The sequence below is a fragment of the Archangium sp. genome (genome assembly GCF_045802675.1).
Lineage (GTDB): Bacteria > Myxococcota > Myxococcia > Myxococcales > Myxococcaceae > Archangium.
This window is the reverse complement of the sequence record NZ_JBJMQO010000148.1, coordinates 35,260-59,707: the sequence shown is the minus strand read 5'-3', so window position 1 is coordinate 59,707 and position 24,448 is coordinate 35,260. Positions and strand designations below refer to the sequence as shown.

Annotated in this window: 24 protein-coding genes; 11 read left to right on the top strand and 13 right to left on the bottom strand. The window is 70.3% G+C overall.

Annotation, left to right across the window (positions count from 1 at the left end; all coding sequences use genetic code 11):
* The first annotated feature begins 78 nt into the window (after window positions 1–78).
* The 5 genes from ACJ8AN_RS40625 (at window position 79) to ACJ8AN_RS40605 (ending at window position 4,919) form a co-directional block, all read left to right on the top strand.
* Window positions 79–1,803, top strand: coding sequence for a LysM peptidoglycan-binding domain-containing protein (locus ACJ8AN_RS40625; protein WP_407761009.1), 1,725 nt, complete (start codon window positions 79–81; stop codon window positions 1,801–1,803).
* 314 nt (window positions 1,804–2,117) lie between these two features.
* Window positions 2,118–2,543 carry a nuclear transport factor 2 family protein gene (locus tag ACJ8AN_RS40620; RefSeq protein WP_407761008.1) on the top strand — a complete coding sequence of 142 codons (426 nt, stop codon included), beginning with the start codon at window positions 2,118–2,120 and terminating at the stop codon, window positions 2,541–2,543.
* A 215-nt stretch (window positions 2,544–2,758) separates the two neighbouring features.
* Window positions 2,759–3,493: a hypothetical protein gene (locus ACJ8AN_RS40615; RefSeq protein ID WP_407761007.1), complete on the top strand. Its 735-nt coding sequence runs from the start codon at window positions 2,759–2,761 to the stop codon at window positions 3,491–3,493.
* A gap of 44 nt (window positions 3,494–3,537) precedes the next feature.
* Window positions 3,538–4,116 carry a YceI family protein gene (locus ACJ8AN_RS40610; protein ID WP_407761006.1) on the top strand — a complete coding sequence of 193 codons (579 nt, stop codon included), beginning with the start codon at window positions 3,538–3,540 and terminating at the stop codon, window positions 4,114–4,116.
* The gene (locus tag ACJ8AN_RS40605) at window positions 4,113–4,919 is read left to right on the top strand and encodes a Rieske 2Fe-2S domain-containing protein (RefSeq protein WP_407761005.1); all 807 of its coding nucleotides are present in this window, start codon (window positions 4,113–4,115) and stop codon (window positions 4,917–4,919) included. Before ACJ8AN_RS40610 ends, ACJ8AN_RS40605 begins: the two co-directional genes overlap by 4 nt.
* Before the next feature lie 36 nt (window positions 4,920–4,955).
* Here the strand turns inward: ACJ8AN_RS40605 and ACJ8AN_RS40600 are convergent, their stop codons facing one another.
* From ACJ8AN_RS40600 to ACJ8AN_RS40555, 10 genes are all read right to left on the bottom strand, one after another.
* Window positions 4,956–6,143 carry a CBS domain-containing protein gene (locus ACJ8AN_RS40600; protein ID WP_407761004.1) on the bottom strand — a complete coding sequence of 396 codons (1,188 nt, stop codon included), beginning with the start codon at window positions 6,141–6,143 and terminating at the stop codon, window positions 4,956–4,958.
* Between the two features lie 189 nt (window positions 6,144–6,332).
* Window positions 6,333–7,445 carry an ArsA family ATPase gene (locus tag ACJ8AN_RS40595; protein ID WP_407761003.1) on the bottom strand — a complete coding sequence of 371 codons (1,113 nt, stop codon included), beginning with the start codon at window positions 7,443–7,445 and terminating at the stop codon, window positions 6,333–6,335.
* Entirely contained in the window at window positions 7,442–8,407 is a 966-nt protein-coding gene (locus ACJ8AN_RS40590) for an ArsA-related P-loop ATPase (protein WP_407761002.1), read from the bottom strand. Before ACJ8AN_RS40590 ends, ACJ8AN_RS40595 begins: the two co-directional genes overlap by 4 nt.
* 114 nt (window positions 8,408–8,521) lie before the next feature.
* A complete protein-coding gene (locus ACJ8AN_RS40585; protein WP_407761001.1) occupies window positions 8,522–9,205 on the bottom strand; it encodes a hypothetical protein in 684 nt (227 codons plus the stop codon).
* Between the two features lie 210 nt (window positions 9,206–9,415).
* The gene (locus ACJ8AN_RS40580; RefSeq protein WP_407761000.1) at window positions 9,416–9,625 is read right to left on the bottom strand and encodes a hypothetical protein; all 210 of its coding nucleotides are present in this window, start codon (window positions 9,623–9,625) and stop codon (window positions 9,416–9,418) included.
* Complete coding sequence (locus ACJ8AN_RS40575) at window positions 9,618–10,283, bottom strand: class II aldolase/adducin family protein (protein ID WP_407760999.1); 666 nt, start codon at window positions 10,281–10,283, stop codon at window positions 9,618–9,620. Before ACJ8AN_RS40575 ends, ACJ8AN_RS40580 begins: the two co-directional genes overlap by 8 nt.
* A complete protein-coding gene (mtnA, locus tag ACJ8AN_RS40570; RefSeq protein WP_407760998.1) occupies window positions 10,280–11,395 on the bottom strand; it encodes an S-methyl-5-thioribose-1-phosphate isomerase in 1,116 nt (371 codons plus the stop codon). The genes ACJ8AN_RS40575 and mtnA overlap by 4 nt, the downstream gene beginning before the upstream one ends.
* 74 nt (window positions 11,396–11,469) lie before the next feature.
* Complete coding sequence (locus tag ACJ8AN_RS40565; protein ID WP_407760997.1) at window positions 11,470–12,363, bottom strand: S-methyl-5'-thioadenosine phosphorylase; 894 nt, start codon at window positions 12,361–12,363, stop codon at window positions 11,470–11,472.
* Window positions 12,364–12,467: 104 nt separating this feature from the next.
* A complete protein-coding gene (locus ACJ8AN_RS40560) occupies window positions 12,468–12,884 on the bottom strand; it encodes an STAS/SEC14 domain-containing protein (protein ID WP_407760996.1) in 417 nt (138 codons plus the stop codon).
* 71 nt (window positions 12,885–12,955) lie between these two features.
* Complete coding sequence (locus ACJ8AN_RS40555; protein WP_407760995.1) at window positions 12,956–13,441, bottom strand: hypothetical protein; 486 nt, start codon at window positions 13,439–13,441, stop codon at window positions 12,956–12,958.
* 127 nt (window positions 13,442–13,568) lie between these two features.
* Between ACJ8AN_RS40555 and ACJ8AN_RS40550 the strand changes: the two genes are divergently transcribed.
* From ACJ8AN_RS40550 to ACJ8AN_RS40540, 3 genes are all read left to right on the top strand, one after another.
* Complete coding sequence (locus ACJ8AN_RS40550) at window positions 13,569–14,477, top strand: hypothetical protein (protein ID WP_407760994.1); 909 nt, start codon at window positions 13,569–13,571, stop codon at window positions 14,475–14,477.
* On the top strand, window positions 14,474–15,445 hold the full coding sequence (locus tag ACJ8AN_RS40545) for a zinc ribbon domain-containing protein (protein ID WP_407760993.1): 972 nt from the start codon (window positions 14,474–14,476) through the stop codon (window positions 15,443–15,445). The genes ACJ8AN_RS40550 and ACJ8AN_RS40545 overlap by 4 nt, the downstream gene beginning before the upstream one ends.
* Window positions 15,446–15,597: 152 nt before the next feature.
* Entirely contained in the window at window positions 15,598–16,962 is a 1,365-nt protein-coding gene (locus ACJ8AN_RS40540; protein ID WP_407760992.1) for a family 16 glycosylhydrolase, read from the top strand.
* A gap of 139 nt (window positions 16,963–17,101) precedes the next feature.
* Here the strand turns inward: ACJ8AN_RS40540 and ACJ8AN_RS40535 are convergent, their stop codons facing one another.
* Window positions 17,102–19,132 carry a M13 family metallopeptidase gene (locus tag ACJ8AN_RS40535; protein ID WP_407760991.1) on the bottom strand — a complete coding sequence of 677 codons (2,031 nt, stop codon included), beginning with the start codon at window positions 19,130–19,132 and terminating at the stop codon, window positions 17,102–17,104.
* Between the two features lie 121 nt (window positions 19,133–19,253).
* On the opposite strand from ACJ8AN_RS40535, the gene ACJ8AN_RS40530 reads away from it, so the two are divergent.
* From ACJ8AN_RS40530 to ACJ8AN_RS40520, 3 genes are all read left to right on the top strand, one after another.
* Window positions 19,254–19,736, top strand: coding sequence for a GrpB family protein (locus ACJ8AN_RS40530; RefSeq protein WP_407760990.1), 483 nt, complete (start codon window positions 19,254–19,256; stop codon window positions 19,734–19,736).
* 8 nt (window positions 19,737–19,744) lie between these two features.
* Entirely contained in the window at window positions 19,745–20,866 is a 1,122-nt protein-coding gene (locus ACJ8AN_RS40525; RefSeq protein WP_407760989.1) for an aminotransferase class I/II-fold pyridoxal phosphate-dependent enzyme, read from the top strand.
* A 131-nt stretch (window positions 20,867–20,997) separates the two neighbouring features.
* The gene (locus tag ACJ8AN_RS40520) at window positions 20,998–21,939 is read left to right on the top strand and encodes an NYN domain-containing protein (protein ID WP_407761139.1); all 942 of its coding nucleotides are present in this window, start codon (window positions 20,998–21,000) and stop codon (window positions 21,937–21,939) included.
* Window positions 21,940–21,983: 44 nt separating this feature from the next.
* Here the strand turns inward: ACJ8AN_RS40520 and ACJ8AN_RS40515 are convergent, their stop codons facing one another.
* Together ACJ8AN_RS40515 and ACJ8AN_RS40510 are read right to left on the bottom strand one after the other, a co-directional pair.
* Window positions 21,984–23,831, bottom strand: a complete 1,848-nt coding sequence (locus ACJ8AN_RS40515; protein ID WP_407760988.1) for an AAA family ATPase — start codon at window positions 23,829–23,831, stop codon at window positions 21,984–21,986.
* A gap of 56 nt (window positions 23,832–23,887) precedes the next feature.
* Window positions 23,888–24,412, bottom strand: a complete 525-nt coding sequence (locus ACJ8AN_RS40510; protein ID WP_407760987.1) for a nuclear transport factor 2 family protein — start codon at window positions 24,410–24,412, stop codon at window positions 23,888–23,890.
* Between the last annotated feature and the right edge of the window lie 36 nt (window positions 24,413–24,448).

The following is a 24,448-nucleotide window of genomic DNA, read 5'->3' as shown; positions in this document are numbered from 1 at the left end:
CCACGCAACCATTTCTCGGTGGGTGCGAGAATGGAACGAAGCCTTTCTTCTTTCCATCCTCCACGGGAGTCCCCCACCGTGAGCACCTACTCCGTCCGCCGCGGCGATACGCTGTCCGCCCTCGCCCAGAAGTTCCACACGTCCATCGACAAGTTGGCCAAGGCCAACAACATCAAGGACCCCAACAAGATCGGCGTCGGGCAGAAGCTCGTCGTCCCCGGCTCCTCCGACAGCTTCGACCCCAAGCCCACCAAGTCCTCCGGTGGCAAGAGCAGCTCCGGTGGCACGAGCAGCTCCGGTGGCACCACCAAGGCGTCCGGCCCCGCGCGCGATGACGACGGCCGCAAGTTCTCCACCTCCGCCGATGGCACCCCCATGTTCCGCCAGGGCGATGCCCAGTGGGGCGGCCGCGCTCTCGGCACCGGCTCCTCCATCTCCGCCGCCGGCTGCGCCATGACGTCCACCGCCATGGCCATCAGCAAGATCTCCGGCAAGGTCATCAACCCCGGCGAGCTCGACGCCTTCCTCGACAAGACCCACGGCTACTCCGGCAACGGCATCATGTGGGGCCAGGCCGCGAAGATGGCCGGCCTGGGCGCCAGCAAGACGGCCTTCAGCGCCGCCAACATCAACAAGCAGATCGACGCGGGCCGCCCCGTCGTCATGGGCGTGGACTACCACGCCGGCTCCAACGGCGGCGCCAACGGCACCGACCACTGGATCGCCGTCACCCACCGCAAGGGCGACACCTACTTCGCCAACGACCCCGCCACCGGGAAGGAAATCTCCCTCAAGATGCAGGGCGGCCGGCTCGTGGGCGGCCCGAAGAACTACAAGAGCACCGGCGAGCTGGTGACCTTCTCCGGCGGCAACCCGCACCCGGGCACCGCTCCGGCCGGCGGCGGCAGCAGCAGCGGCCCCGTGTCCAGCCCGACCCCGACCACCAAGGGCGGCTCGGTGAAGGGCCTGGCCCTGCCCTCGGGTGACCTGGAGAAGGGCGCCAAGGGCGCGGGCGTGAAGGAGCTGCAGACGGCGCTGGTGAAGCTCGGCCACATGTCCCAGGCCGAGATGAACACCGGCCCGGGCGTCTTCGGCCCCAAGACCGAGTCGGCCCTCAAGGAGTTCCAGGCCGCCCACGGCGTGCCCAACACCGGCTACTACGGCCCCAAGACGCGCGCCGCCTTCGAGAAGCTCGGCGCCAAGGTGGGCGGCAGCGGCGGCACGGGTGGCACCACCGGCCCTGGCCCCGTCACCGGCCCCACCGAGCCCGGTGCCAAGGGCGGCGTGAGCCTCGCGCAGCTGCGCAAGATCATGCCCAACCTGTCGCAGGCCAAGGCCGAGCAGTACCTGCCCCACCTCAACAAGGCCATGGCCGAGGCCGGCATCAACACCCCCAAGCGCCAGGCCGCCTTCCTCGCGCAGCTCGCGCACGAGAGCGGTGAGTTCCGCTACATGGAGGAGATCGCCTCCGGCTCCGCCTACGAGGGCCGCAAGGACCTGGGCAACACGCACCCGGGCGACGGCGTGCGCTTCAAGGGCCGCGGCCCCATCCAGCTCACCGGCCGCAACAACTACCGCGCCGCCGGCAAGGCGCTGGGCATCGACCTGGAGAACAACCCCAAGCGCGCCGCGGACCCGGACGTGGGCTTCCGCACCGCCGCCTGGTTCTGGAACAGCCGCAACCTGAGCAGCCTCGCGGACTCGGGCAACTTCCGCGAGATCACCCACCGCGTCAACGGTGGCTACAACGGCGAGGCCAGCCGCGAGGCGTACTACAAGCGCGCGCTCGACGTGCTCACCTGATTCCCGCTTGAAACCCGGCCCCCTCTCTCCCCAGGCGGGGGGGCCAAGAGGACCGCGTCCGCCTCCCGGCCGCGGTCCTTCGCTTTTGCGGGGCACGCCTCCGGGCCTCAGGGCTTGGGGTCCTCGCGGGGAAACGTGGCCGCGGGCGCTCCATTGCGGGCCCCGAGCCTGGTGGGGACCCGGGCCCGGAGGCACGCCCGGTTGTCCGCCTCGTGGCTCGCCGAGCGTCCAGCCGGCGGAACAGGCACGGCGGGGAGCCCATGCGCACCCTCCGACTCGTAAGGACCCTCACGCGCAGGGAGCGAGGACCCCCAATGGCGATGGAGCGAGCGCAGCGTTTCGTGGACGCACTGGCGAGACTGGAAGAGGACGGCGAGCTGGACGCCCTCGTGGAGCTCTTCGGGGAGGACGCCCAGGTGAGCAACGTGGCCTCCCACCGCACCTTCCAGGGCCGGGAGGGCGCGCGTCACTTCTGGCGCGAGTACAAGGGCATGTTGCGCCAGGTGAAGTCCACCTTCCGCAACATGATCGAGGCTGGGGACCGGGTGGCGCTCGAGTGGGAGTCCAACGGCACCGCGCACAACGGCGCGGCGGTGGCCTACGAGGGCGTCTCCATCATCGAGTGGGATGGAGAGAGCATCGTGCGCTTCCAGGCCTACTTCGATCCGCGCGTGCTGGGGCAGGAGCTGTCCCAGGGCACCGCGCCGCGCTCGGAGGCTCCGGCCACCGCGCCGGCCTGAGCGCGCACCGGCGGCCCCCGCCCGTCATTCCTCCGTGGCTGGGGAAGAATCGCGGGCGTGAAACAAATCGAAACATGGGGGCTCCGGCTCTCATGTTTCGAGGGCGCCGGCTCCCGCGGAGGCCTCGAGTCCAGGGGCCTCGCGGAATGTTCTCATGGATCCACGCGAGTGATGGCGCATACTGGGACGCGTTCCTTGCTGAACGAGGGAAAGCGATGTCCCGCACCGTAGCCATCCTGTTGGCCCTGCTCCTGGCCGCCCCGTCCTCGCGCGCATTCGCCGCGGGGAAGAAGAAGGCCGCCGAGTCGACGCAGGTCTCCCCGAAGTCCTCTCCCCCGCAGTCCTCCGAGACGCAGGCGCCGCCCGCCGAGGCGAAGCCGGCCGAGACTCCACCCTCCGACGCTCCGGTGAAGCAGTCCGAGGAGCCGTCGATGGACTTCGACCTGCTCGAGCCCTCGCAGACGTCCGCCGAGTCGCCGCGGCTGATGGACCCCGAGATGGAGCGGGCGATTGCCCAGCGCCGCACCATGCTCACCCTTCACCAGGGGATGGGGCTGGCGATGGCGGCGACGCTGACGGCCACCGTCATCGTGGGGCAGCTCAACCTGAATGACCGCTACCGCGGGGGCGGGGACACGGGCGCCTACAAGGGCTGGCACGCGGGGCTGGTGATTGCCTCCACGTCGCTCTTCGTGGGCACGGGCCTCTTGGGCGTGCTCGCGCCCACGCCCTTCAAGAAGGAGCTGCGGCTGGACACCATCACGCTCCACAAGATTTTCATGTCCCTGGCCACCGTCGGCATGCTCACCCAGGTGGTGCTCGGGCTGGTGACGGCCAGCTCCGCCCAGGAGGGCCAGCTGTCGCAGGTGCAGTACGTCACCGCGCACCAGGTCCTCGGCTATGCGACCCTGGGCGCCGTGGGGGCGGGCATGTTGATGATCGCCTTCTGAATACCCTGGCGGAAGACGCGTTGAGACACCCGGAGGCACCCACCATGAAACGCTCGTTCCTGGCCGTCCTGGCCACGTTGTTGCTGTCCGCTCCCGCGTTGGCCCAGGAGGGCGCGCACCTGTACTCGGTGAAGGGGGGGGACAGCACCCTCACCTACCGCCTCAAGCACAAGCTGCACGTGGTGGAGGGCACCGCGCACCCCGCCGAGGGCAAGGCGCGGCTGCTCCCCGACGGCACCCTGCAGGTGGCCGTGCGCGCCAACGTGGCGGACTTCGACTCGGGCAACTCCAACCGGGATGCCCACATGAAGGAGGCCACCGAGGCGGCGAAGTTCCCCACCGTCGAGCTCAAGGGCCTGGCCACGGGCGTGAAGGTGCCCACCACGTTCCCCTCGGAGCAGACGGTGGTGCTCAAGGGCCAGCTCACCTTCCACGGCGTGAAGCAGGCGATGGAGCTTCCCCTGAAGGTGACGTTCACCTCGGCGAAGGACGTGTCGGCCGTGGGCACCTTCCAGGTGAGCCTCGAGGCCTTCAAGGTGGAGCGTCCGTCCCTGCTGATGGTGCCGGTGGACGACGCGCTGGACCTGGAGACGAAGTTCCAGCTCAAGGAGGAGGGAAAGTGAGCACCAGCCGTCGGGGTTTCCTCAGGGGGCTGGCGGGCGCGGGCGCGGGCGCGGCGGCGACGGGGCTCGCCGGGTGCGCTCCGGACATCTCCCCCGCGCCGGTGCTGGATGCGAGCAAGGATGGGGAGGGGCTCGTGCAACTCGAGGTGGCCCGCTACCCGGACCTGTCGCGCGAGGGCGGCGCCGTCACCCTGCGCGTGCCGGGCGAGCAGCCGGTGCTCATCATGCACCCGGGCGGCGACGAGTACGCGGTGGTGGCGAGCACCTGCACGCACTCGGGCTGCCCCCTGGGCTTCCAGGATCGCGAGGCCATCTGCCCGTGCCACCTCTCGCGCTTCGCGCTGGACGGCACGGTGACGCACCCGCCCGCGCGCGCGCCGCTGAAGAAGTACGTGTCGGGCTTCAACGCCAGCACGGGCCAGCTCACCATCGACTTCGCGGCCGGGGATGTGGCCTTCCCCGCCGTCGTCGGTGGAAAGGTCGTCCTGCCCTTCTCGCAGTTCCCCCAGCTGCAGACGGTGGGCGGTGTGGTGCAGGGCACGCCCCGGGGCTACGGCAGGCTCATCTTCGTCTTCGCCCTCGACGGGGGGACGTACTCGGCGGTGGATGGCCTGTGCACCCACCAGCAGTGCCCCGTGGACTTCAACGCGGCGGGGCAGCAGCTGGTGTGCCCCTGCCACGACTCGCGCTTCACCCGGTCGGGCGAGGTGACGAAGGGGCCGGACACCGGTGGCTCCATCGGGCCGCTCAAGCAGTTCCCGGTGACGAGCGACGCGTCGGGCGTCACCGTGTCCTTCGCGTGAGCGGGTTTCCCTCTCCCCTCGGGAGAGGGAATCGCCCTAGTAGAGGCGGCTCCAGAAGGAGCGTCTCGCGGAAATCCGATCCAGCGCCCGCTGCAGCTCCTCGTCGTAGTCGGCGCGGGTGGCGATGTCCGCCATCGAGATGATGCCCACCAGCCGGTCGTCCTGCTCCACCACCGGCACGCGGCGCACCTGCCTGCGGCCCATCAGCGCGATGATGCTGTGGATGTCCTCGTCCGGCGTCACCGCCTCCACGTCTTCCGTCATGATGTCCCGGGCGTGCAGCGTGTCCGGCGGCCGTCCCTCGGCCAGGGTGCGGATGACCATGTCCCGGTCCGTGAGCACGCCACGCAGCCGCCCGCGCTCGTCCACCACCGGGACGATGCCGCAGTCCTCCTCCTTCATCACGCGCGCCACCTCGCGCAGGCCGCTGTCCAGGCGCACGCCCTTCACCTGGCGCGTCATGATTTCGCGCGCTGTCAGCGGCTCGCGCTTCCAGCGGCCTCCCCGGCGCTCCGTCTCCTCGCGCGAGGGCCCCGGCTGCTGCCCCAGCCCCACCAACCCCGAGTACACCTCGCCCGTGCCCTGCCGCTGGGAGCCGGGACGGTCCTCCCACTCGCGCTCCTCGTAGCGCCGCTGCTCGTAGCCGCCGCGCGTGTCGTGGGAGGCGCGACCGGTGCCCCGCATGCCGCGCTCCTCGGCGTGCACCCGCTCGGAGACGCCGGCGCCGGTGCGGTCCCACGGGCGGTACTCCCGAGGCGGTTGGGGCTGGGAGTCCAGCGAGTGGTACCGGTCCTCCTCGCCCATCAGCGGCCCCGAGCCCATGCCGGCGGCGTCATCCCCCGCGCGATCATCCCGGCCATAGGGGCCGTCGGCGGAGGTGACGGGCCGGGCCTGGCGCGGCTCGGTGCGGTGGCGGCCCAGGAGGTGGCGGCGCGAAGGGCCCGCGTCGTGGCGCGTGTCGTCCTGGGTCGGGGTGCCCTCCTCGGTGCGCGGCTGGGCCAGGCGCAGCCGGGCGGCGCGGTGGAAGCGGCCCTGACGGACCTCGGGGGGCTCGTCGCGCTCGGGGCTCCAGCCGGTGACATCGGAGGTGGAGCGCTCGGCCGAGCCTGGGGGCGCCTCCGCGGCGCGCCGTTCGCGCTCGCGCTCTGCCTCGCGGTGGGTGCCATTGGGCGGCGCGGTGCGAGCCGGGACCTCCCGGCCATCGTCGGTGTGCCTCTGGGCCATGGGTGAGACCTCCTGCGGTCGTCGTCGGAAGTGACGCCGAAGGCTCGGCACGCTCCCGGCTCCCACCAAGGGGCTCCCGGGGCCCGGGCGGCCCTGCTGTCCGCCCGAGGGCATGCGCCCCCGCACCGAGTGCCCGTCTGCGGACACCCGCACTGCCCTGGGGTCGACGATGCGCTCAGCCGGGGGCGCTCACGAGGTGGCGAGCGCCTCGCCCAGCCGCACCAGGCCGCCGAAGTCCTCCAGCTCGCCGCCGGCCTCGGGCGCGGCCACCGCCACGGCGCCCGCCGGCAGCTTCTCCGCGAGCCGCCGCAGCAGTCCCCGGTGCGCCTCGGCGCGGACGCGCTCCTGGTCCGCCAGGCCGATGAGGGCCTCCACGCCTCCGCGCGCCGTGTCGTCCTCCACGTGCCGCAGCAGCGCCTCGGGCGAGGACAGCCCGTCCTCGCGCGCCCAGCTGCGGTTGAGCACGAAGCCGGCGAAGGGCAGCCCCTTCTCGCGCAGCATGTCCCGGAAGTAGGACGCCTCCTCCAGCGAGGCCGCCTCCGGCGAGGTCACCAGCAGGAAGGCCGCGTCCGGCGAGCTCAACCGCGCGCGCAGCCGGTCCGCCCGCAGCCGGATGCCCGAGAACAGCCCGCTGAAGGCCCCGAGGAACGTGCGCATCTCCTGGGTGAAGCCCTCGCCGAAGATGCCTCCCAGCACGCTGCCCACCAGCTGCGACGTCTTGCGCCACAGCCGGCCCCCGCGCACCTTCTCCTCCGGCAGGAAGAGCGAGACGATGCGGTCATCCAGGAAGCGCGCCAGCCGGCCCGGCGCCTCCAGGAAGTCCAGCGCGTGGCGGCTCGGCGGCGTGTCGAGGACGATGAGCTCGTAGCGGCCCTCGTCGAGGAAGTTGTCCAGCGCCTCGGCCGCGGCGTACTCCTGCATGCCCGCCACCAGGTCCGACAGGAAGCGGTAGAGGCGGTTGTCCAGGATGGTGCGCGCCGCCTCGGGGGTGGGCGACAGCCGCCGCACGAAGCGCTCGAAGACGACGCGCGGGTCCAACATCCACACGTGCAGCTGGCCCGGGCCGGGCGCGTGGCCCGCGTGCAGGCGCTCGGGGGGAATGGGGGTGGGCTCGGCGCCGCCCTCGGGCATGCCCATGGCCTCGGCGAGCCGCCGCGCCGGGTCGATGGTGAGCACCAGCACCTTGCGGCCCGCGCGCGCCGCCGCCACGCCGAGCGCCGCCGCCGTCGTCGTCTTGCCCACGCCCCCCGCGCCACACAGCACGAGGACGCGCTTCTCGCGCAGCAGCGGCTGCAGGCTCATGGCCGGACTCCGGCGCCCGCGTGCGAGGGCGCTCCAGGGGAAGCGGGACGGGTGAGGTGCGTGGCGAGCCGGTCCACCAGCTCCCGGCCCACGGCGGGCAGCTCGGGCACGGTGAGCAGCGGGGCCGGCAGGTTGCCCACGAGCCGGGCCTCCGCCGCCCGGGCCCTGTCCAACCGCCCCAGCGCGCGCTGTCCGAGGTGTGGCCCGTGCTCGCCGAGCAGCCGCTCCACGGCGGCCCGCCCGTCCGGCGAGAAGGGGTTTTCCGGCATGCGGTTGAGCACGCCCGCGGCGATGGGGATGCGGTGGCGCTGGATGGCGGTGGACAGCTCCAGCGTCTCGCTCACCGGCAGCGGCTCCGGCAGGGTGACGAGCAGGGCGCCGGTGAGACGCGGCTCCCTGAGCAGCGCGAGCCCCTCGCGCACCGCGCGGCCCACGGGCCCACCGGGCATGACGGACAGCAGCGTGTCCGGCAGCGAGGCGATGGCGAGCGCGTGGCCGGTGGCGGGCAGATCCAGGATGCACAGCGGGTAGAGGGGGCTGCCATCCGGCCGGGTGCGGCGGATGAAGTGGAGCATCTGGAAGAGGACGCCCATCTCGCGCAGGGCGGGGGCGGCCTCGAGGAAGCGGCGCAGGGCGCGGGTGCGCATGGCGGCGTCGGCCATGAGGCGCAGGGGCAGCACCTCCTGGAGGAAGAGGCGCTGGCCCTCCAGGGCGGACAGGCGGACGAAGGACAGGCCCGGGGACACCTCGGTGACGGAGGGGCCGGAGGCGCGCGTGCCCACCATGGCGGCCAGGGGCGAGGGGCCGTCCTCTGGCTCGGAGGCCAGCTCCACCTCGGCGAGCAGCACCCGTTTGCCCGAGGCCACCGCCGCGCGCGCGAGCGCCGCCGCCACGGTCGTCTTGCCCACGCCCCCCTTTCCCGAGACGAGCAGCGCCCGCCGTTCCCACAGTGCGTCCAGCAAGGCCGTCGCCCCTCCCGTCGTGTCGTGTAGAGCAGGAGTCTTAACGACGGGGCCCCCTCGCCACAAGGGGCGCCGCCGGGCGCACGTCCCCCCACGTGGCGGGCCGGGCGTCCATTACTGCACGGGCCAACGGGCGGCGATCTCCTCGCACGCGTGCTGCACGTCGCACAGGCGGCGGGCGCGGGCCTTGGGGGCGAGGTACTCGCGCCCGGCGAACACGTCCACCACGCGCACCAACCGCGGCTCCACGGGCCCCAGCGGCGCCAGGTGCTGCTCGGCGAAGGCCTGCAACAGGGTGGCGATATACTGCCCCGAGCGCTCGTCCAGCGGGTGGTGCTTGGAGAAGTACAGCTTCATCACCCCGACCTTGTTGTGGCCGTGCCGGTCCACCGACTGGAGCACCACCTGGGGCCAGACGCGGATGGAGACGCCCGCCATCTCGAGCGGGGGCGGCTCATGGCCCACCTCGCTGGCGACCACGCCCCGCAGGCCCAGGCGCGGGTGGAACTGGCGGTAGTGCTCGATGGCCTCGAGGCACAGCTGGGCGCGGTGCGCGTCGAACTCCTGCTCGAAGACGGTGGTGGCGAGCCGGTGCTGGTGCTGGCGCAGCAGGGACTCGTCCTGGCCGCGGCAGAGAAAGTCGGTGATGGCCTGGGCGGCCTCGGGGTAGCGCAGGTACTGGGGGTTCGGCGGGTGCTTCTGGTTGTCGATGAGCCGCTTGCGCAGCGCGGGCGTGGCCGTGAGGTAGCGCCCCAGCTTGTTCACCGACACGTGAGGTGACTCCTTGAGTGCGTCCATTGAGTGCCTCTCTTTGGCGTCGTGATGTGAAGACATTAACGGATGGGTCTGACATGAAATGGGGGCCAGAACCCGACGCGAGACAGGCCTTTCCACCCTCTGTGGGAGGGCATCACCGGGAGGCCGGCCGGGGACGATTTTTCAGCGACTGGTCCGATGGTCGGACCGGACCGGCGAGAACGCGACCGGAGAGGGGTGAGGCGGAGAAGCTCAGGAGTCCGTGACAGCGTCGTCGGCGCTCTTGGGGCGCGGGGCTTCGTACAGCTCCGTCATGCGTTGCAACTGCTCGAGCCGCTCGGTGACCGTGAGGCGGAGATTCTCCTCGAGCAGGCAGACATCCACGCCCGCGTCGATGGCCGCATCCCAGTCTGGCCCGTAGCTCGGGAAGGCCTTGCGTAGCAGCTCTCGCGGATCATCCATGGGACCGCGGCTTCGGCTGCTGGCCGTACGTCTTGAACTTCTCGAGCACCTTCGCCATCTCCGCCGCGTCGAGCAGCACGGGCTCGCCCACCTGCAGCGCGCGCCAGTACATGGCCGCCAGCGTCTCCACCTCCACCGCCAGCTTGAAGGCGTCCGCCAGAGTCCTGCCCAACGCCAGCATCCCGTGGTTCGCCAGCAGGCACGCCTTGCGTCCCTCCAGCGCCTCCAGCGCGTGGCGCGACAGCTCCTCCGTGCCAAACGTCGCGTACGGCGCGCACCGGATGTCCGCTCCCCCCGCCTTCGCCACCATGTAGTGGAACGGCGGGATGCTTCGGTGCAGGCACGCCAGCGTCGTGCAGAACATCGCGTGCGCGTGCAGCACCGCCCCCACCTCGGGCCTGCTCGCCAGCACGTCCCGGTGGAAGCGCCACTCGGACGACGGCGCCCGCCGCCCCTCGTGGCTCCCATCCATCCGCATCAGGACGAGGTCCTCTGGCTCCAGGGTGTCGTAGTCCATCCCCGTGGGCGTCAGCAGGAAGCCCCCCTCCACCCGCTGGCTCAGGTTGCCGCTCGTGCCCTGGTTCAGCCCCGAGGCGTTCATCTTCCGCGCCGTGGCAATCAGCTCCTCGCGCAGCGCCAGGTGCTCCCGTCCACTCATGTCCCCGTGTCTCGCGCCGGCCGCCGCTCGGGGAAGAGCGACAGCAAGCCCTCGCTCGAGGCCGCGCACACGCCCCGCTCCGTCACCAGCGCCGTCACCAGCCGCGCCGGCGTCACGTCGAAGCCGTAGTTGGCCACCGCGCTGCCCTCCGGCGTCACCCGCACCGTCACCACCTCGCCCGAGGGCAGCCGTCCACTCACGTCCGTGAGCTCGCGGCCGTCGCGCTGCTCGATGGGGATGTCGCGCACCCCGTCCTCCAGCGTCCAGTCGATGGTGGGCGAGGGCAGCGCCACGTAGAAGGGCACCCCGTTGTCCTTCGCCGCCAGCGCCTTGAGGTACGTGCCAATCTTGTTCGCCACGTCGCCCCGGGCCGTGGTGCGGTCCGTCCCCACGATGCACAGGTCCACCTCGCCGTGCTGCATGAGGTGGCCTCCCACGTTGTCGGCGATGACCGTGTGCGGCACCCCGTGCTGCCCCAGCTCCCACGCCGTCAGGCTCGCGCCCTGGTTGCGCGGCCGCGTCTCGTCCACCCAGACGTGCACGGGAATGCCCTGCTCGTGCGCCAGGTAGATGGGCGCGAGCGCCGTGCCCCAGTCCACCGTCGCCAGCCAGCCCGCATTGCAGTGCGTCAGCACGTTCACCCGGCCCCGCTGGCCCTTGCGCGCCCACGCCGACTCGAGGAGCCCCAACCCGTGCCCGCCAATGGCCCGGTTGATGGCCACGTCCTCGTCGCACAGCGCCGCGGCCCTCGCGTACCCCGCCGCGAGCCGCTCGGAGGCGGGCAGCGGGCGCAGCGCGTGGCGCATCTCGTCGAGCGCCCAGCGCAGGTTCACCGCCGTGGGCCGCGTGGCCTGCAGGTGCATGCAAGCCCGCTCGAGCGCCACGTCCGAGGCGTCCTCCCGCAGCGCCAGGCACACCCCGTACGCCGCCGTCGCCCCGATGAGCGGCGCCCCTCGCACCTGCATGGACCGGATGGCGTGCGCCGTCTCCTCCAGTGTCGTGAGCCGCAGCGTCGCGAAGGCGTGGGGCAGGCGCGTCTGGTCGATGATGCCGATGGACTTCCCGTCGGCCTCGACCCAGAGGGTGCGTGTCGGCTTTCCGTGGACCTTCATGCGTCTCCTCGCAAGTGGATGAACGGGAGGAGAACACGGGTGGGCCCGTACCCTCACCCCGGAACGGTGGGCGTCTAGGGGGCCTGGCGCTCGAGGACCCGGCCTCCCACCGCGTCCAGCTTCTCGAGCAGCGCCCTGTCTCTCACCTCGGGCGCGGTGATGAGGGCATGGTCGAGCGCCGTCTGGCAGCCCTGCCGGCAGGGGCCCTCGTGCCCGCTCAGCCGGGGCACCACGCTCTTCACCAGCGCCCGCGCCTTGCCCGCGTTGGCCATCAGCACCGAGAGGACCTGGTCCACCGTGACGGCGTCGTGGCCCGGATGCCAGCAGTCGAAGTCCGTCACCATCGCCACCGTCGCGTAGCAGAGCTCCGCCTCCCGGGCGAGCTTCGCCTCGGGCATGTTCGTCATCCCAATCACGCTACAGCCCCAGCTCCGGTACAGCTCGCTCTCGGCCTGCGTGGAGAACTGCGGGCCCTCCATCACCAGGTACGTGCCGCCCCGCTTCGAGGCAATCCCCAACCCCTGGAGGGCCCCCATCACCGCGTCCCCCAGCCGCGAGCACACCGGCTTCGCCATGGACACGTGCGCCACGCAGCCCGTGCCGAAGAAGCTCTTCGTGCGCGCGAACGTCCGGTCGATGAACTGGTCCACCACCACGAAGGTGCCCGGGGGCAGGTCCTCGCGCAGGCTGCCCACCGCCGACACCGAGAGCACGTCCGTCACCCCCGCCCGCTTGAGCACGTCGAGGTTCGCGCGGAAGTTGATGTCCGACGGCGCGAGCCGGTGGCCCCGGCCATGGCGTGGCAGGAACACCACCCGCGTGCCCTCGAGCGTGCCGAAGCACAGCTCATCCGAGGGCTCGCCGAAGGGCGAGGCCACCTTGCGCCAGACGACGTCCCGCAGGCCGTCGATTTGATAGAGGCCGCTGCCTCCGATGATGCCGATGACGGGGGGGGACGGGTGCGGCATGGCGCGGGCTCCGAGGGCGGGAGGGACGGGCCTGCACTCTTCCCGCCGTGCGCCGGGGATGCAACTGGGAAGATGGCACCCGCGGGGGCCCGCTGGGACGCGCCTCACCCCGCCTGGCCGTGGCCGTCCCTGGCCAGGCGCTCCGTTGCCCAGGCCACCGCCTCCTCCAGCGTCGCGGCCATGAGGTAGGGCCCGGGGAGGGGCCGCAGGTGCATGACGATGCTCACCCCCAGCCGGACGAGCGGCGAGTGGATGACGAAGGCGACGCCCAGCACCAGCGCTCGCAGCCGCGCGTCGTGCTGCTTCAGCCACGCGGCCTGCAGGTGGCGCTGCTCGGCCGGGCCCACGCCCGTCATCCCGCCCGCGTCGAACACGTAGACGTGGCGCTCCCCCCGCTCCAGGGCGGCCGTCATCCGCGCCAGGTTCGCCTCCACCTGGGGCGTGGTGGGCACACCCAGGAACCGCACCCGCACCAGGGGCCACACGGAGTCGTCGAACTGAATGTCACTGGCGGCAGTCATCCCCAGGCGCCTCCGTTTCTCCGGGGGCGAGCATAGGGGTTTCCTCCGGGGGCTTCCCCTGGGGGCCGGGCTCAGCTCGCGGCGATGGCGTACTGCGCGCGCACGCGCGTGGCGGCCGGGGCGAGCCCCGCCTCCTGCAGGCGCTCGGAGGCCCAGGTGGCCGCGGGCTGCATCGTGGTGGTGACGACGAAGGGCGTGGTGAGGCGCCCGAAGTGGCGGATGACGCTCATCATCATCCGCACCGCGGGTGAATGGAGGATGTAGGCGGTGCCCAGCACCCACTGGCGCAGCGAGGCCTCGTGCTCGGCCAGCCAGTCGGTGTAGCGCTGGCGCAGCTGGGGCGGGGCCATGTCCACCTCGCGCGCGTCGATGATGCACACGTGGGGCTCGCGCCGCTGCAGACTCGCGGCCCGGGCCGCCAGGTACGCCTCCAGCTCCTGCCGCGTGGCGCCGTGGCCGAGCTTCACCACGAGCAGGGGCCACTGGCCGCTGTCGACGCTGATGCGCGACGGCTCATGGCCGGGCGCCGCGAGGTGGGGGGTGAAGGACAGAGACACTCCGTCCTGGGAGGTGATGGGGTGAAATCGGAGCAAGGGTGGGCGGATGTACAACAACTCCGCGTGAATGTTGAGCGGAATGAGATGGTAAGGCGGGGGTCCGACTCATGCCCGGGAGAAGGTGGAGATGAACTTACGGTGCCAATCATGTGGAGCGGAGCTCGTGGTGGCGCAGGAGCTGCGCACGACGGTGTGTCCGTACTGCGCGGCGCCCTCGGTGGTGGAGCGGCCGCCGAGCGTGGACCGGCCGGCACCCACCTTCGCGCTGGGCTTCGCGCTGACGCACCCGGCGGCGGGCGAGCGGGTGAAGCACTGGCTGCGCACGCGCAACCCGTGGAGCCACTCGGGGCTCAAGCGCGCCTCGCTGCGGGAGGTGCGGGGCGTGTACGTGCCGGCGTACCTCTACAGCGCGCTCGCCACGAGCCGCTACAGCGCCTCCATCGGGGAGGACTACACCGAGACGGAGACGTACACGGCGACGGAGAACGGGAAGACGGTGACGAAGACGCGCACCGTGACGAAGACGGAGTGGCGCCCGCTGCGCGGCGAGCACGCCGAGTACGTGCCGGACGTGCTGGTGACGGCCTCGCGGGGCCTGTCCAACGCGGAGCTGGAGGCGCTGGAGCCCTTCGACTTGAGGGTGCTGGCGCGCTACGAGCCGGCGCTGGTGGCCGGGTGGGTGGCGGAGGAGCCGTCGCTCTCGCGCGAGGAGTGCCTGAAGCTGGCGCGCGAGGAGACGGTGGCGAAGGTGGCCCGGAGGCTGGAGGCCTTCCTGCCGGGGGACTCGCACCGGGAGCTGCAACACCAGACGCGGCTGGAGTCGGAGTCGCTGGACGTGTGCCTGGTGCCCGTCTGGGTGCTGGCGGCGCGCTATGACGAGCACAAGCCGCCACTGCGGGTGGTGGTGAATGGGCAGACGGGCGAGGTGTTCGGCCAGGTGCCCCTCTCCTGGGTGAAGGTGGCGCTGACGGTGCTGGCGGTGCTGGCGCTGGGGGCGGCGGTGTACCTGCTGATGAACCACGGAGGCCACCGATGACGGCGCTGGCGGTGACGGGGTGCTCGCGGTGCGGGAGCGCGCTGGAGGTGGGGGATTTGCGCTGCCCCATCTGCGGGCTGGCGGTGGGGGCGCCGCGCGAGCAGGGCGTGCTGCCGGCGGTGAGGGAGCAGGCGAAGGTGGTGCGCTGCGACACGTGCGGGGCCTCGCTGGAGTACTCGGCGGAGGTGAAGGCGCCGCGGTGCGCCTTCTGCGCGTCGGTGATGCACGTGGAGACGACGGCGGACCCGCTGGAGCAGGCGGAAGTCTTCCTGCCCTTCACGCTGGAGCCGGTGGCGGCGCGGCAGGCGCTCAGTGGCTTCCTGGCGCGCAAGAGCTTCTTCCGGCCGTCGGACCTGGCGGAGTCGGCGGCGCTCGAGTCGCTGCGGCCCATGTGGTGGCCGGCGTGGGGCTTCAGCGCGGGGGCGCGGGTGAGCTGGGCGGCGGACTCGGACGCGGGGAGTGGGCGCTCGCAGTGGGCGCCGCACGCGGGCACCCAGGACATGACGTTCCAGGACATCCTCGTGTCGGCGTCGCGAGGCCTGACGGAGGAGGAGTGCGAGAAGCTCGCGGGCGCGTACCAGCTCGCGAGCGCGGAGGCGGCGCAGCGGGGGCCCGAGGACGCGCAGGTGGAGCGCTTCGACGTGACGCGCTCGGGGGCGCGGCGACAGATATTGGAGGCGGTGGAGACGGAGGCGCGCGAGCAGGTGGAGCGCACGTGCATTCCGGGCCGGCGGCACCGCAACGTGCACGTGGCGGTGGTGCTCTCCAGCCTGGAGACGAAGCGCTACGCACTGCCGGCGTACGTGCTGGCGTACCGCTACCGGGGCAAGGCGTACCGGGTGGTGGTGCACGGGCAGGACGCGGGCGTGGTGCTGGGCGAGGCGCCGGTGTCGGTGGCCAAGGTGCTGCTGGTGGTGGGCGCGGTGCTGCTGGTGGTGGGGCTGCTGGCGCTGCTGTTCCTCAAGTGAGGCCCGCGGCGCGGGCGTCGTGCCAGGCGAGCGGCTGAGCGTGCCATGGGGCGGGGTGTCGATGGCGAGGCCCGGGAAACCCCGGGCCGCCACGCTTCCCCCTTTTCCGGGGTAGAATCGCCGCCACACTCCTCAAGAGGAAGGCGCGACACATGGCTCGCAACGTGAACTGGGGGCTGCTGGCGCTCGGCCTGTCGCTGGCGGGCTGTTACATCAACCCGCCCGGAGGAGACACCCTCGGCGGTGTCCCCGGCGGCGGCGGTGTCCCCGGCGGCGGCGGTGGCGGCGGAGGCGGTACCACCGTCGACGTCGGAGCGCCTCCCTCGCTCGCGTGGGTGAACGGCCCCCTGTCCTTCGACGAGCCCTTCGACGCCTTCAACGACGCGCGCTGGCGCCGCTCGGATGGGTGGGCCAGCAGCGAGGACTTCAACGCGGGCTGGCGCGCGGACCACGTGGTCTTCTCCGGCGGGACGATGAACCTGCGGCTCGACACCGCGTCGTGCCCGGGCGGGTGTTCGGGCCGACCCTACGCCTCGGGCGAGGTCGCCTCCACCCGCTACTACGGCTACGGGCGCTACGAGGTGCGGATGAAGCCCGCGCGCGCCCCGGGCACCCTGACGGCCTTCTCCATCGTCACGGGCCCGGGCGACAATTCGCGCTGGGATGAGATCGACATGTCGATCCTCGGGGCGAACACGAAGCGCCTCCAGGTGAACTACCTCACCGACTACCTCACCACCAAGACGCGGCACGACACGCTCATCGACCTGCCCTTCGACGCCTCGGAGGCCTTCCACACCTATGGCGTCGAATGGACGCGCTCGGCCATCCACTGGTACGTCGACGGCAAGCGCGTGCACTCCGAGCTCGACTCGAACGGGGCGCTGCCCTCGGTGCCGGGACGCATCGTCATGAACTTCTGGCCCGGCGTCGGCCCTTCGACCGAATCCTGGATGGGCCACTTCGACTACCCGGGGACGCCGCTGGCCTCCTCCGCCGAGGGCATCCGCTACGGCCCCGCCTCGACCACCGAGGTGCTGGACGACTTCGAGGTGCAGGAGAACTGGCCCGCCGTCGCGGAGACGAGCGCGAGGCTCAACACCTGGGTCTTCGATCTGGGGCACATCAACAAGGCGCTGGTGCTGGAGTACTCGGTGGCCTCGGGGCAGGCGCTCATCGCGCGCACCTTCGCGGCGCCCCAGGACTGGAGCGGGGTGCGCTCCCTGAACTTCTGGTTCCGGGGCACCGCGACTCGCGACACCTTCCGTCTGGAATTGAGGGACAACGGCTCGAACGCCGACACGGCCGAGCGCTTCGAGTACAAGTTCCAGGACGACTTCGTGGGGTGGAAGTACCTGCGCGTGCCGATGAGCTCCTTCACGCGGCGCACGGACTGGCAGCCGGCGGGGGCGCCCAATGACGGGCTTTCCCTCTCGGCCGTGCGCGGGCTCGCGCTCCAGCCGCTCACGGGCGACGGCCACACCATCCAGCTCGACGAAATGCAGCTCGAGCGCTGAGCCGTCCGGCGCAATCCCAGACAGGGCGCCGGACAGAGCTCGAGCAGGGGGGCCCCGCCGGTTCGGTTCGCGAGCAACTGGTACGACCATCGGACCAGTTGGCGCGAAGTGCGACCGGAGGCCGGCGGGGCGCGCTGGGCTACCAGATCTCGCAGCGCTTGTCGGCCGGACGCACCATCTCCGAGTCCGGCTTGCAGCTGAAGGCCTTCTGGAACTCGGGCAGGTTCGAGAGCGGGCCAATCACGCGGTACTTGCCCGTCGGGTGCGGGTCGCTCTGAATCATCAGCCGCTGCGTCTCGGGGCGGAGGGCGTCGCCGCGGAACTGGCCCCAGGCGATGAAGAACTGCTGGTCCGGCGTGAAGCCATCCACGCTGGGGGCCTCGGGCTTGCCCTGCTGCGACTTCTTGAAGGCCAGGTACGCGATGCGCGCCCCCGCCAGGTCGCCGATGCTCTCGCCCAGCACGAGCTTGCCGTTGTGGTGCAGGCCCGGCTCGATGAAGTAGTTGTCGAACTGCTCCACCACGCACTGGCCACGCGCCTGGAACTTCTTCAGATCCTCGCCGGTCCACCAGTTGTCGAGGCGGCCCTGCGCATCGTACTGCGCGCCCTGGTCATCGAAGCCGTGGCTGATTTCATGGCCGATCACCACGCCGATGGCGCCGTAGTTCACCGCGTCCGAGGCGTCCATGCTGAACGCGGGCGGCTGGAGGATGCCGGCGGGGAACACGATCTCATTGAGCAGCGGGTTGTAATAGGCATTCGAGGTGGGAGGCGTCATGCCCCAGCGGCCCCGGTCCGCGGCCTTGCCAATCTGGCTCCAGTCATCGGCGGCGTTGAACTGGCGGCCGGCCATCACGTTGGACCAGAACGCGTCGCGGCGCACCTTCACGCGGCTGTAGTCCTTCCACTTGTCCGGATAGCCAATCTTCGGATTGAAGGTGGAGAGCTTCTCGAGCGCCTTCTGCTTCGTCTCGGGGCCCATCCACTCGAGGCCGCGGATGCTGTCGCCCATGGCGGCGAGCAGGTTCTTCACCAGGTCCTGCATGCGGGCCTTGGCCGCGGGAGGGAAATACTTCTCGGTGTACTTGCGGCCGAGCGCCTCGCCGAGCAGCTGGTCCGTGGACTCCACGCAGCGCTTCCACCGGGGCTTCTGCTCCTTCGCGCCCCCGAGGTACTGGTCATAGAAGCTGAAGCGCTCCTGCTGGAAGGGCGTGGACAGCGAGTCGGACGCCGCATGGAGCAGGTGCCACTTGAGGTACGTCTTCCAGTCCGCCAGCGAGGTCTGCTGGAGCTGACGGTCCACCTCCTGGAGGAACTTCGGCTCCTGCACGTTGAGCTTGCCCTTGGGCAGCTTCGCGCCCTGGAAGTAGGAGGCCCAGTCGAAGTGCGGCGTGAGCTTGCGCAGCTCGGCGAAGGGGGTGGGGTGGTCGGTGGCCTGCGGGTCGCGCAGCGCCACGTTATCCAGCGAGGCCTCCGCGAGCTTCGTCTCGAAGGCGAGCACCGTCCTGGCCGCCGCCTCGGCGGACTCGGGGTAGTTGCCCGCGAGCTTGAAGGTGTTCGCGATGTGGACGAGGTACTGCTCCCGCGCGTCCTTGAAGCGCTGCTCGGCGCTCACGTAGTAGTCGCGGTCCGGCAGGCCGATGCCGGCCGCCCAGACGTCGGCGAGCATCTGGCTCGGGTTGTGATTGTCGGAGGCGGCGCTCAGCCCGAAGGGCACGGGGATGCGCAGCTCGTTGAAGCGGCGGATCATCTTCTGCACGTCCGCGGCGCTCTTCATTCCGTCGAGCTCCTTGAGCAACGGCGCGAGGGGCTTGATGCCGAGCGAGTCGAGGCGGGCCTCGTCCATGCACGAGGCGTAGTGGTCGCCAATCAGTTGCTCGACGCTGGCGGCGGGCCAGTCCTTCCTGGCGGAGACCTCCTCGAGGATGCCCTTGAGCTGCTCCTTGGCGAGCTCGCCCGAGGCGAAGCGGCGGCTCCAGCGCACCATGGAGGGCGGGATGGGATTGCTGGCGCGCCACTGCCCGTTGGCGTACTCGTAGAAGTCCGAGCACGGATCCACGGTGCGGTTGAGATCTCCGACCTCGATGCCGCGCTGCGCCGTGGTCTGTGGCTGTGCAGCCGCGGTGAGGGGGAAGACGGCGGCTGCGAGGACGACTTTCAGAAGACGCATGTTCACCTGTTGGGATGAGCCACTCCGCGAGCCTGTTCCGGGGGCGGAGGGCGGGCGCCCGTACAAGCGGGGGAGTGGGTTATTCCCCCATATCACGCGCTTCGCTACCGTCGCGGGCACGATGGAGACCGTCCGATTCCTCCCCCATGCGCAGGTCCGCGAGCGAGCGGAAGCCGCCTTTCGCGAGCACCACGCGCGGCTGTCCTCGCTGCTGCCGTACGCGGACGTCCAGCACGTGGGGGGCACGGCCATCCCCGGAGCGAGGACGAAGGGAGACCTCGACATCCAGGTGCGGGTGCCCGCCGAGCGCTTCGTGGAAGCGGACGCGGTCCTGGCGCGGCACTACGCGAGGAACGAGGGGAGCGACCGAACGCCGGAGTTCGCGAGCTTCCACGACGAGTCGCTGCCAGTGCCCCTGGGAATCCAGCTCACGGCGATGGGCGGGAGCCGTGACTTCTTCTCGCGAGCGAGAGACCGGCTGCTGGAGCACCCGGAGTGGGTGGCGGAGTACGACGCGCTGAAGGCGAAGTGGGAGGGCGGGTCCATGGAGGCCTACCGCGAGGAGAAGTCGGCGTTCTTCGAGAAGCTGCTCGGCTCACGGTAGAAGGCGCCATGCGGATTCCGGATTTCAAGCTCGAGCGCTACTTCGCGAAGTGGGAATTCAGCGCGCCGTACCTGCTGTGCTCCTCGGACATCCAGGGCTGGCGCATGAGCGAGCTGCTCGCGCTGGCGGACGCGGACGCGCGCGAGCGCTGGGAGAACCTGTCGCTCGGCTACACGGAAACCAACGGCCTGCCGGTGCTGCGCGAGGAGATTGCCCGGCTCTACCGCGGCGCCGCTCCCGAGCACGTGCTCACGTTCGGCGGAGCGCAGGAGGCCCTCTTCGTCCTGATGAACGTGCTGCTCGGGCCCGGGGACCACGCGGTGGTGACGTGGCCGGGCTACCAGTCGCTCCACGAGGTGGCGCGCGCCACGGGCGCCGACGTGTCGCTGCTGCGCCTGCACGAGGAGGACGGCTGGCGGCTGGACCTCGAGGCGCTGAAGCGCGAGCTGCGGCCGGACACGAAGCTCATCGTGGTCAACTTCCCCCACAATCCCACCGGCGCCATGCCGGACCCGGAGACGTGGAAGGGCCTGTTCGCGCTCGCCGAGGAGCGGGGCGCATACGTGCTGTCCGACGAGGTGTACCGGATGCTCGAGCTCGACCCGCGCGACACCCTGCCCGCCGCCGTGGAGCTGTCCGCGCGCGGGGTGAGCCTGGGCGTCATGTCCAAGACCTTCGGGCTCGCGGGGCTGCGCGTGGGGTGGCTCGCGCTCCGCGACACCTCGCTGCTCGCCCGGTGCGCCGCGTACAAGGACTACACGACCATCTGCAACGCGGCCCCGAGCGAAATCCTGTCTTTGATTGCCCTGCGCGCCCGCGAGCGCGTGCTGGCCCGCAGCCGCGACATCCTCACCCGCAACCTCGCGCTGCTCGACGCCTTCTTCGCCCGGCGCGCGGACACCTTCCGCTGGGTGCGCCCCAGGGCTGGCAGCGTGGCCTTTCCCCAGCTGCTCACCGGCATGCCGGTGGCCGAATTCTGCCAGCGCCTCGTGGAGACGGAGGGCGTGCTGCTGCTGCCCGGCGACGTGTATGACTTCCCGGGCAACCACTTCCGGCTGGGCTTCGGCCGCACCAACCTGCCCGAGGCGCTCGCGCGGCTGGAGCGCTTCTGCGGGACACCCGGGCGCTGATTCTCCAGGAAGTTGCAGGCAGGGGAGCGGGTTGGGAGTAGGGTAGCGCCCAGGAGTCGCGCGCCGGGCTAGTCTCCGAGCGAGCGCTCCCTCTCCCAGCCGCCAGGGCGGCACGTTTCTCCGAGGTCCATCTGGATTCAAAGACCGAGCACCGCATCGCGCTGTTCCTCGATTTCGAGAACCTGGTGACGAACACCGGGTTCTCCGCCGGCAGCTTCGACCTGCAGCCGGCCATGGACCGCCTGCTCGAGCGCGGCAAGGTGGTGTTCCGCCGCGCCTACTGCGACTGGTCCCGCTTCAAGGAGGCCAAGGGCAACCTCCACGAGTTCGGCGTCGAGCTCATCGACGTGCCCCCCTCGACGCGCTCGGGGAAGAACGGCGCGGACATGCGCCTGGTCATCGACGCGCTCGAGCTGTGCTACGCGCGCGAGCACATCGACACCTTCGCCATCGCCTCGGGCGACAGCGACTTCTGCCCGCTCGCCTACAAGCTGCGCGAGAACGGCAAGCAGCTCATCGGGCTCGCGGTGAAGGAGGCCACCAGCCCCCTCTTCGTGAAGGCCTGCGACGAGTTCATCTACCTGCGCCCGCGCACCCGCGCCGAGAAGGACAAGGAGAAGCGCGGCCACGAGGAGGAGGGCCCGCGCGGCCGCAAGCACGGCAAGGATGCCAAGGGGCAGGAGCGCTCGGGCAAGGAGCAGGCCCAGGGCGCCAAGGGCAAGGCCGAGGCGCAGAAGGGCGAGCTGCCCGAGAGCGTCGTGGAGGTGGTGCAGCGGCTGCTCGCACGCACCACGGGCACGCTCAATCCGTCGGCCATCAAGGAAGCCATCGTGCGCAAGGAGCCGGACTTCGACGAGCGCGACCACGGCTTCTCCTCGTTCACCAAGATGCTGGCGGCCCTGGAGCACGCTGGGCTGCTCAAGCGCGTGCAGCAGGGCCGGCAGTGGTACGTGGTGGGCCCCGAGGGCGCTCCCGAGCCCGCCCCCGAGCCCAAGGGCCGCGGCCGCAACGCCGCCCCAGCCCAGGAGGAGGACGAGGAAGAGGTGTACCCGGATCCCGTGGACGACTTCTGAGCGGCGCCGGAGTGCTCAGGGGAGGTTGTCGGGCGCGGCGTTCATCACCCGCGTCCACTCTCCGGGTATTTCTCCAGGGCGAGCTGGGCGTTGGCGTAGAGCATGGTGAAGTGCGCGTGCCTGCGTCCGAGTTGGTACGTGCGTTCGTTCATGCTGACCGCGCGGATCCTCCGGATTTCCTCACGGGCTCGCCGCATCACCTTCCCGAGGGCCTTTCCGATGGTCTCGGAAGTGACCTGCTTCAGGGCCGATCGGGTGATGGCGAAGGCCGTCAGTCGGGCGTCCTGTTCCGAGTGGAGGGCCATTACCGCGCTCCGTGAGTTGAAGAGTTCCTTGAGCGCGAACTCGTCCAGGATGACGTAGCCATTTTCATGAGGCAGTTCCCCGACATTGGGGAGCTGATCCTCGAGGATGACGAGTTTCCCATCCTCGGCGAGGACCTCAACGATATCGGCGAAGCACCGCTGCCAGTCGTCCACGGGAATCTCGTGGAGCACGTTGCACATCACGACGAGATCCATCGGCTCCGAGCCTGGGCCCGTGAGCTTGTAGAGGCTGTCGACGAGGTAGTTCTCGGGCGGGAGGGGCAGCTCGAGCTGGCGGATGTGCTGCGTGCACTCCTGGAGCTCCTCCTTCTTGGAGAATCGCGCGTCGTTGAAGGCGTAATAGGTGAACTTGCGATTGGTCGCGAGACCCGCCTGCTTCAGCGCGGCGGCAAGACGGCCACGGCCAGCCGCGAAGTCCAGGATACGGACATTCTCCTTGTGCGCTCCGATCTTCGAAGCAATGCCCACCATCTGTTCCTGCTGCGGATCTTTCTCTCGGGCACTCGCCACGTCGGGTGGGAGTAAGCACTGGGCCGCGAAGACATCGAAGGCCATCTCCTCCGCATCGGAGATGAACGTGTGGAGCCTGGCGCGACCCTGCTCTCCGCCCAGGAGCCGATCAATGACTTTTTCGATCTTGTTGCCGGCGTACTCGATAGAGCCGTGGTCCACGAAATAAACAGACTCCATGCCCGCGTAGGCGATGAGGGGAATGGAGTGTGTCGCTAGCCAGATCTGTCCTCCCGGGCCGAGAATGTCGTTCCGTAATGCGAAGAGCGCTCGGATGCACACGTCTGGGTGTAGGTGGTTTTCAGGCTCATCGATCAGTACGCAGGCGTCTTGGAGCCATTCCCTCTGCCGATGCAGCAAGATTGCCCAGACGGCCAGAATGGCCTCTCCCTCGGAGAGTTCATCTGGCTGGAAAAGTCGCTTCCGGAAGTGAGGGACTACCCCCCCGTGCTTGTCGACATCGGGCTCGATCTCGGCGGATAGAAGCGCCTGCAAGATTCGATTGAAGGCAATGGCATCTTCGAATCCTTGTTGGAAGTTGGGGTTGTTCGTGGTTCGTGGGTTATCTGCATCGTGAAGTGCTCGCGCGACCTGGTAGAAGTAGGCATGCAAGCTGGTCCTGGCACTGCCGAAGCCTCCGGTCTTGTTGGAAGCTACGAGCTCGCGGGCGCGTGACGGCGGCTCTTCCTGGGGATCTGGAACGCTATCCGCGCTGTAGGTCAGTGCAATGACCTTGGGGTAGTCATTCCAACCGGGGGAACGCTCTACTCTCAGGCGGTCGCGCTCCAGTTCCAATAAGTGCCTCTGGTATGATTCTAGCTCGGGGCCTGATTGAGGCCTGGATTTGAGAGCTTTGACGTTCCCCCGAAGCCTGACCATATCCTGCCATTCCGAATATGCCTGCCTCACGATGTCATTCACGAGTCGTAGGTAACGGGATTTGCCAGCGCCATTGGGGCCTGCCAGCACCACGAGGGGCTTGAGGTCACGTAGCCTCGCGGGGGTAAGCCCCAGGCGGTGGGTATTCCATTGAGGGAATTCGAATTCCGTGAACATGCAGTGGTGGATCCAAAGAATGCTGAGTGAGGTGCGGTGACCTGGGGAGGATTAGATTACTTGTCACCCTTCTGCGTGGCTCGGTTCTTCTCGTGCGCCTCGATGCGCGCCTTGAACTCCTTCATCAGGTCGTTCGGGATGGGCAGCGAGAGGTTGTACTGGGCAATGCGCCACGCGCCCCCATCCTTCACCAGCACGCCCGAGCCTCGCGCCGGGCCCATGTTGGGCGTGGAGAGCGCCTCGTCGAACCAGGCCACCGCGCCGTCCTTCGAGAAGCTCACGTGCCGGGACACCGGCGTGAAGCTCCACGCCTTGCCCTTGGCGAAGAAGGGCCTGGCCCAGGCGCGGAACTCGTCGCGTGTCCACCGCTCGGTGGCGTCCGTGCCGAGGAAGACGCCGTCCGGCGTGAAGTGGCCGAAGTAGCGCGCCTCGTCCGCCCGCGCCGCGGCCTGGTGCCAGTCATCGAGCACGGCATTCACGGCGGCCGTGGGCGTGGGGGCGGCGGCGGTTCCCGCATCGGGCGTTCCCGCGTCGGGCGTGGCGGTGAGCAGGGCGAGGCACAGCAGGCAGAGGGTGGGCATGAGGGCATGAGGGCGCGGGAGGTGGCCCGGGTCAAG

Bases quoted from the DNA above. Each gene is read 5' to 3' on its own strand.
- ACJ8AN_RS40620 (WP_407761008.1), top strand. From the start codon at position 2,118: ATGGCGATGGAGCGAGCGCAGCGTTTCGTGGACGCACTGGCGAGACTG.
- ACJ8AN_RS40615 (WP_407761007.1), top strand. From the start codon at position 2,759: ATGTCCCGCACCGTAGCCATCCTGTTGGCCCTGCTCCTGGCCGCCCCG.
- ACJ8AN_RS40610 (WP_407761006.1), top strand. From the start codon at position 3,538: ATGAAACGCTCGTTCCTGGCCGTCCTGGCCACGTTGTTGCTGTCCGCT.
- ACJ8AN_RS40600 (WP_407761004.1), bottom strand. From the start codon at position 6,143: ATGGCCCAGAGGCACACCGACGATGGCCGGGAGGTCCCGGCTCGCACC.
- ACJ8AN_RS40595 (WP_407761003.1), bottom strand. From the start codon at position 7,445: ATGAGCCTGCAGCCGCTGCTGCGCGAGAAGCGCGTCCTCGTGCTGTGT.
- ACJ8AN_RS40585 (WP_407761001.1), bottom strand. From the start codon at position 9,205: ATGGACGCACTCAAGGAGTCACCTCACGTGTCGGTGAACAAGCTGGGG.
- ACJ8AN_RS40580 (WP_407761000.1), bottom strand. From the start codon at position 9,625: ATGGATGATCCGCGAGAGCTGCTACGCAAGGCCTTCCCGAGCTACGGG.
- ACJ8AN_RS40575 (WP_407760999.1), bottom strand. From the start codon at position 10,283: ATGAGTGGACGGGAGCACCTGGCGCTGCGCGAGGAGCTGATTGCCACG.
- mtnA (WP_407760998.1), bottom strand. From the start codon at position 11,395: ATGAAGGTCCACGGAAAGCCGACACGCACCCTCTGGGTCGAGGCCGAC.
- ACJ8AN_RS40565 (WP_407760997.1), bottom strand. From the start codon at position 12,363: ATGCCGCACCCGTCCCCCCCCGTCATCGGCATCATCGGAGGCAGCGGC.
- ACJ8AN_RS40560 (WP_407760996.1), bottom strand. From the start codon at position 12,884: ATGACTGCCGCCAGTGACATTCAGTTCGACGACTCCGTGTGGCCCCTG.
- ACJ8AN_RS40550 (WP_407760994.1), top strand. From the start codon at position 13,569: ATGAACTTACGGTGCCAATCATGTGGAGCGGAGCTCGTGGTGGCGCAG.
- ACJ8AN_RS40545 (WP_407760993.1), top strand. From the start codon at position 14,474: ATGACGGCGCTGGCGGTGACGGGGTGCTCGCGGTGCGGGAGCGCGCTG.
- ACJ8AN_RS40540 (WP_407760992.1), top strand. From the start codon at position 15,598: ATGGCTCGCAACGTGAACTGGGGGCTGCTGGCGCTCGGCCTGTCGCTG.
- ACJ8AN_RS40535 (WP_407760991.1), bottom strand. From the start codon at position 19,132: ATGCGTCTTCTGAAAGTCGTCCTCGCAGCCGCCGTCTTCCCCCTCACC.
- ACJ8AN_RS40530 (WP_407760990.1), top strand. From the start codon at position 19,254: ATGGAGACCGTCCGATTCCTCCCCCATGCGCAGGTCCGCGAGCGAGCG.
- ACJ8AN_RS40525 (WP_407760989.1), top strand. From the start codon at position 19,745: ATGCGGATTCCGGATTTCAAGCTCGAGCGCTACTTCGCGAAGTGGGAA.
- ACJ8AN_RS40515 (WP_407760988.1), bottom strand. From the start codon at position 23,831: ATGTTCACGGAATTCGAATTCCCTCAATGGAATACCCACCGCCTGGGG.
- ACJ8AN_RS40510 (WP_407760987.1), bottom strand. From the start codon at position 24,412: ATGCCCACCCTCTGCCTGCTGTGCCTCGCCCTGCTCACCGCCACGCCC.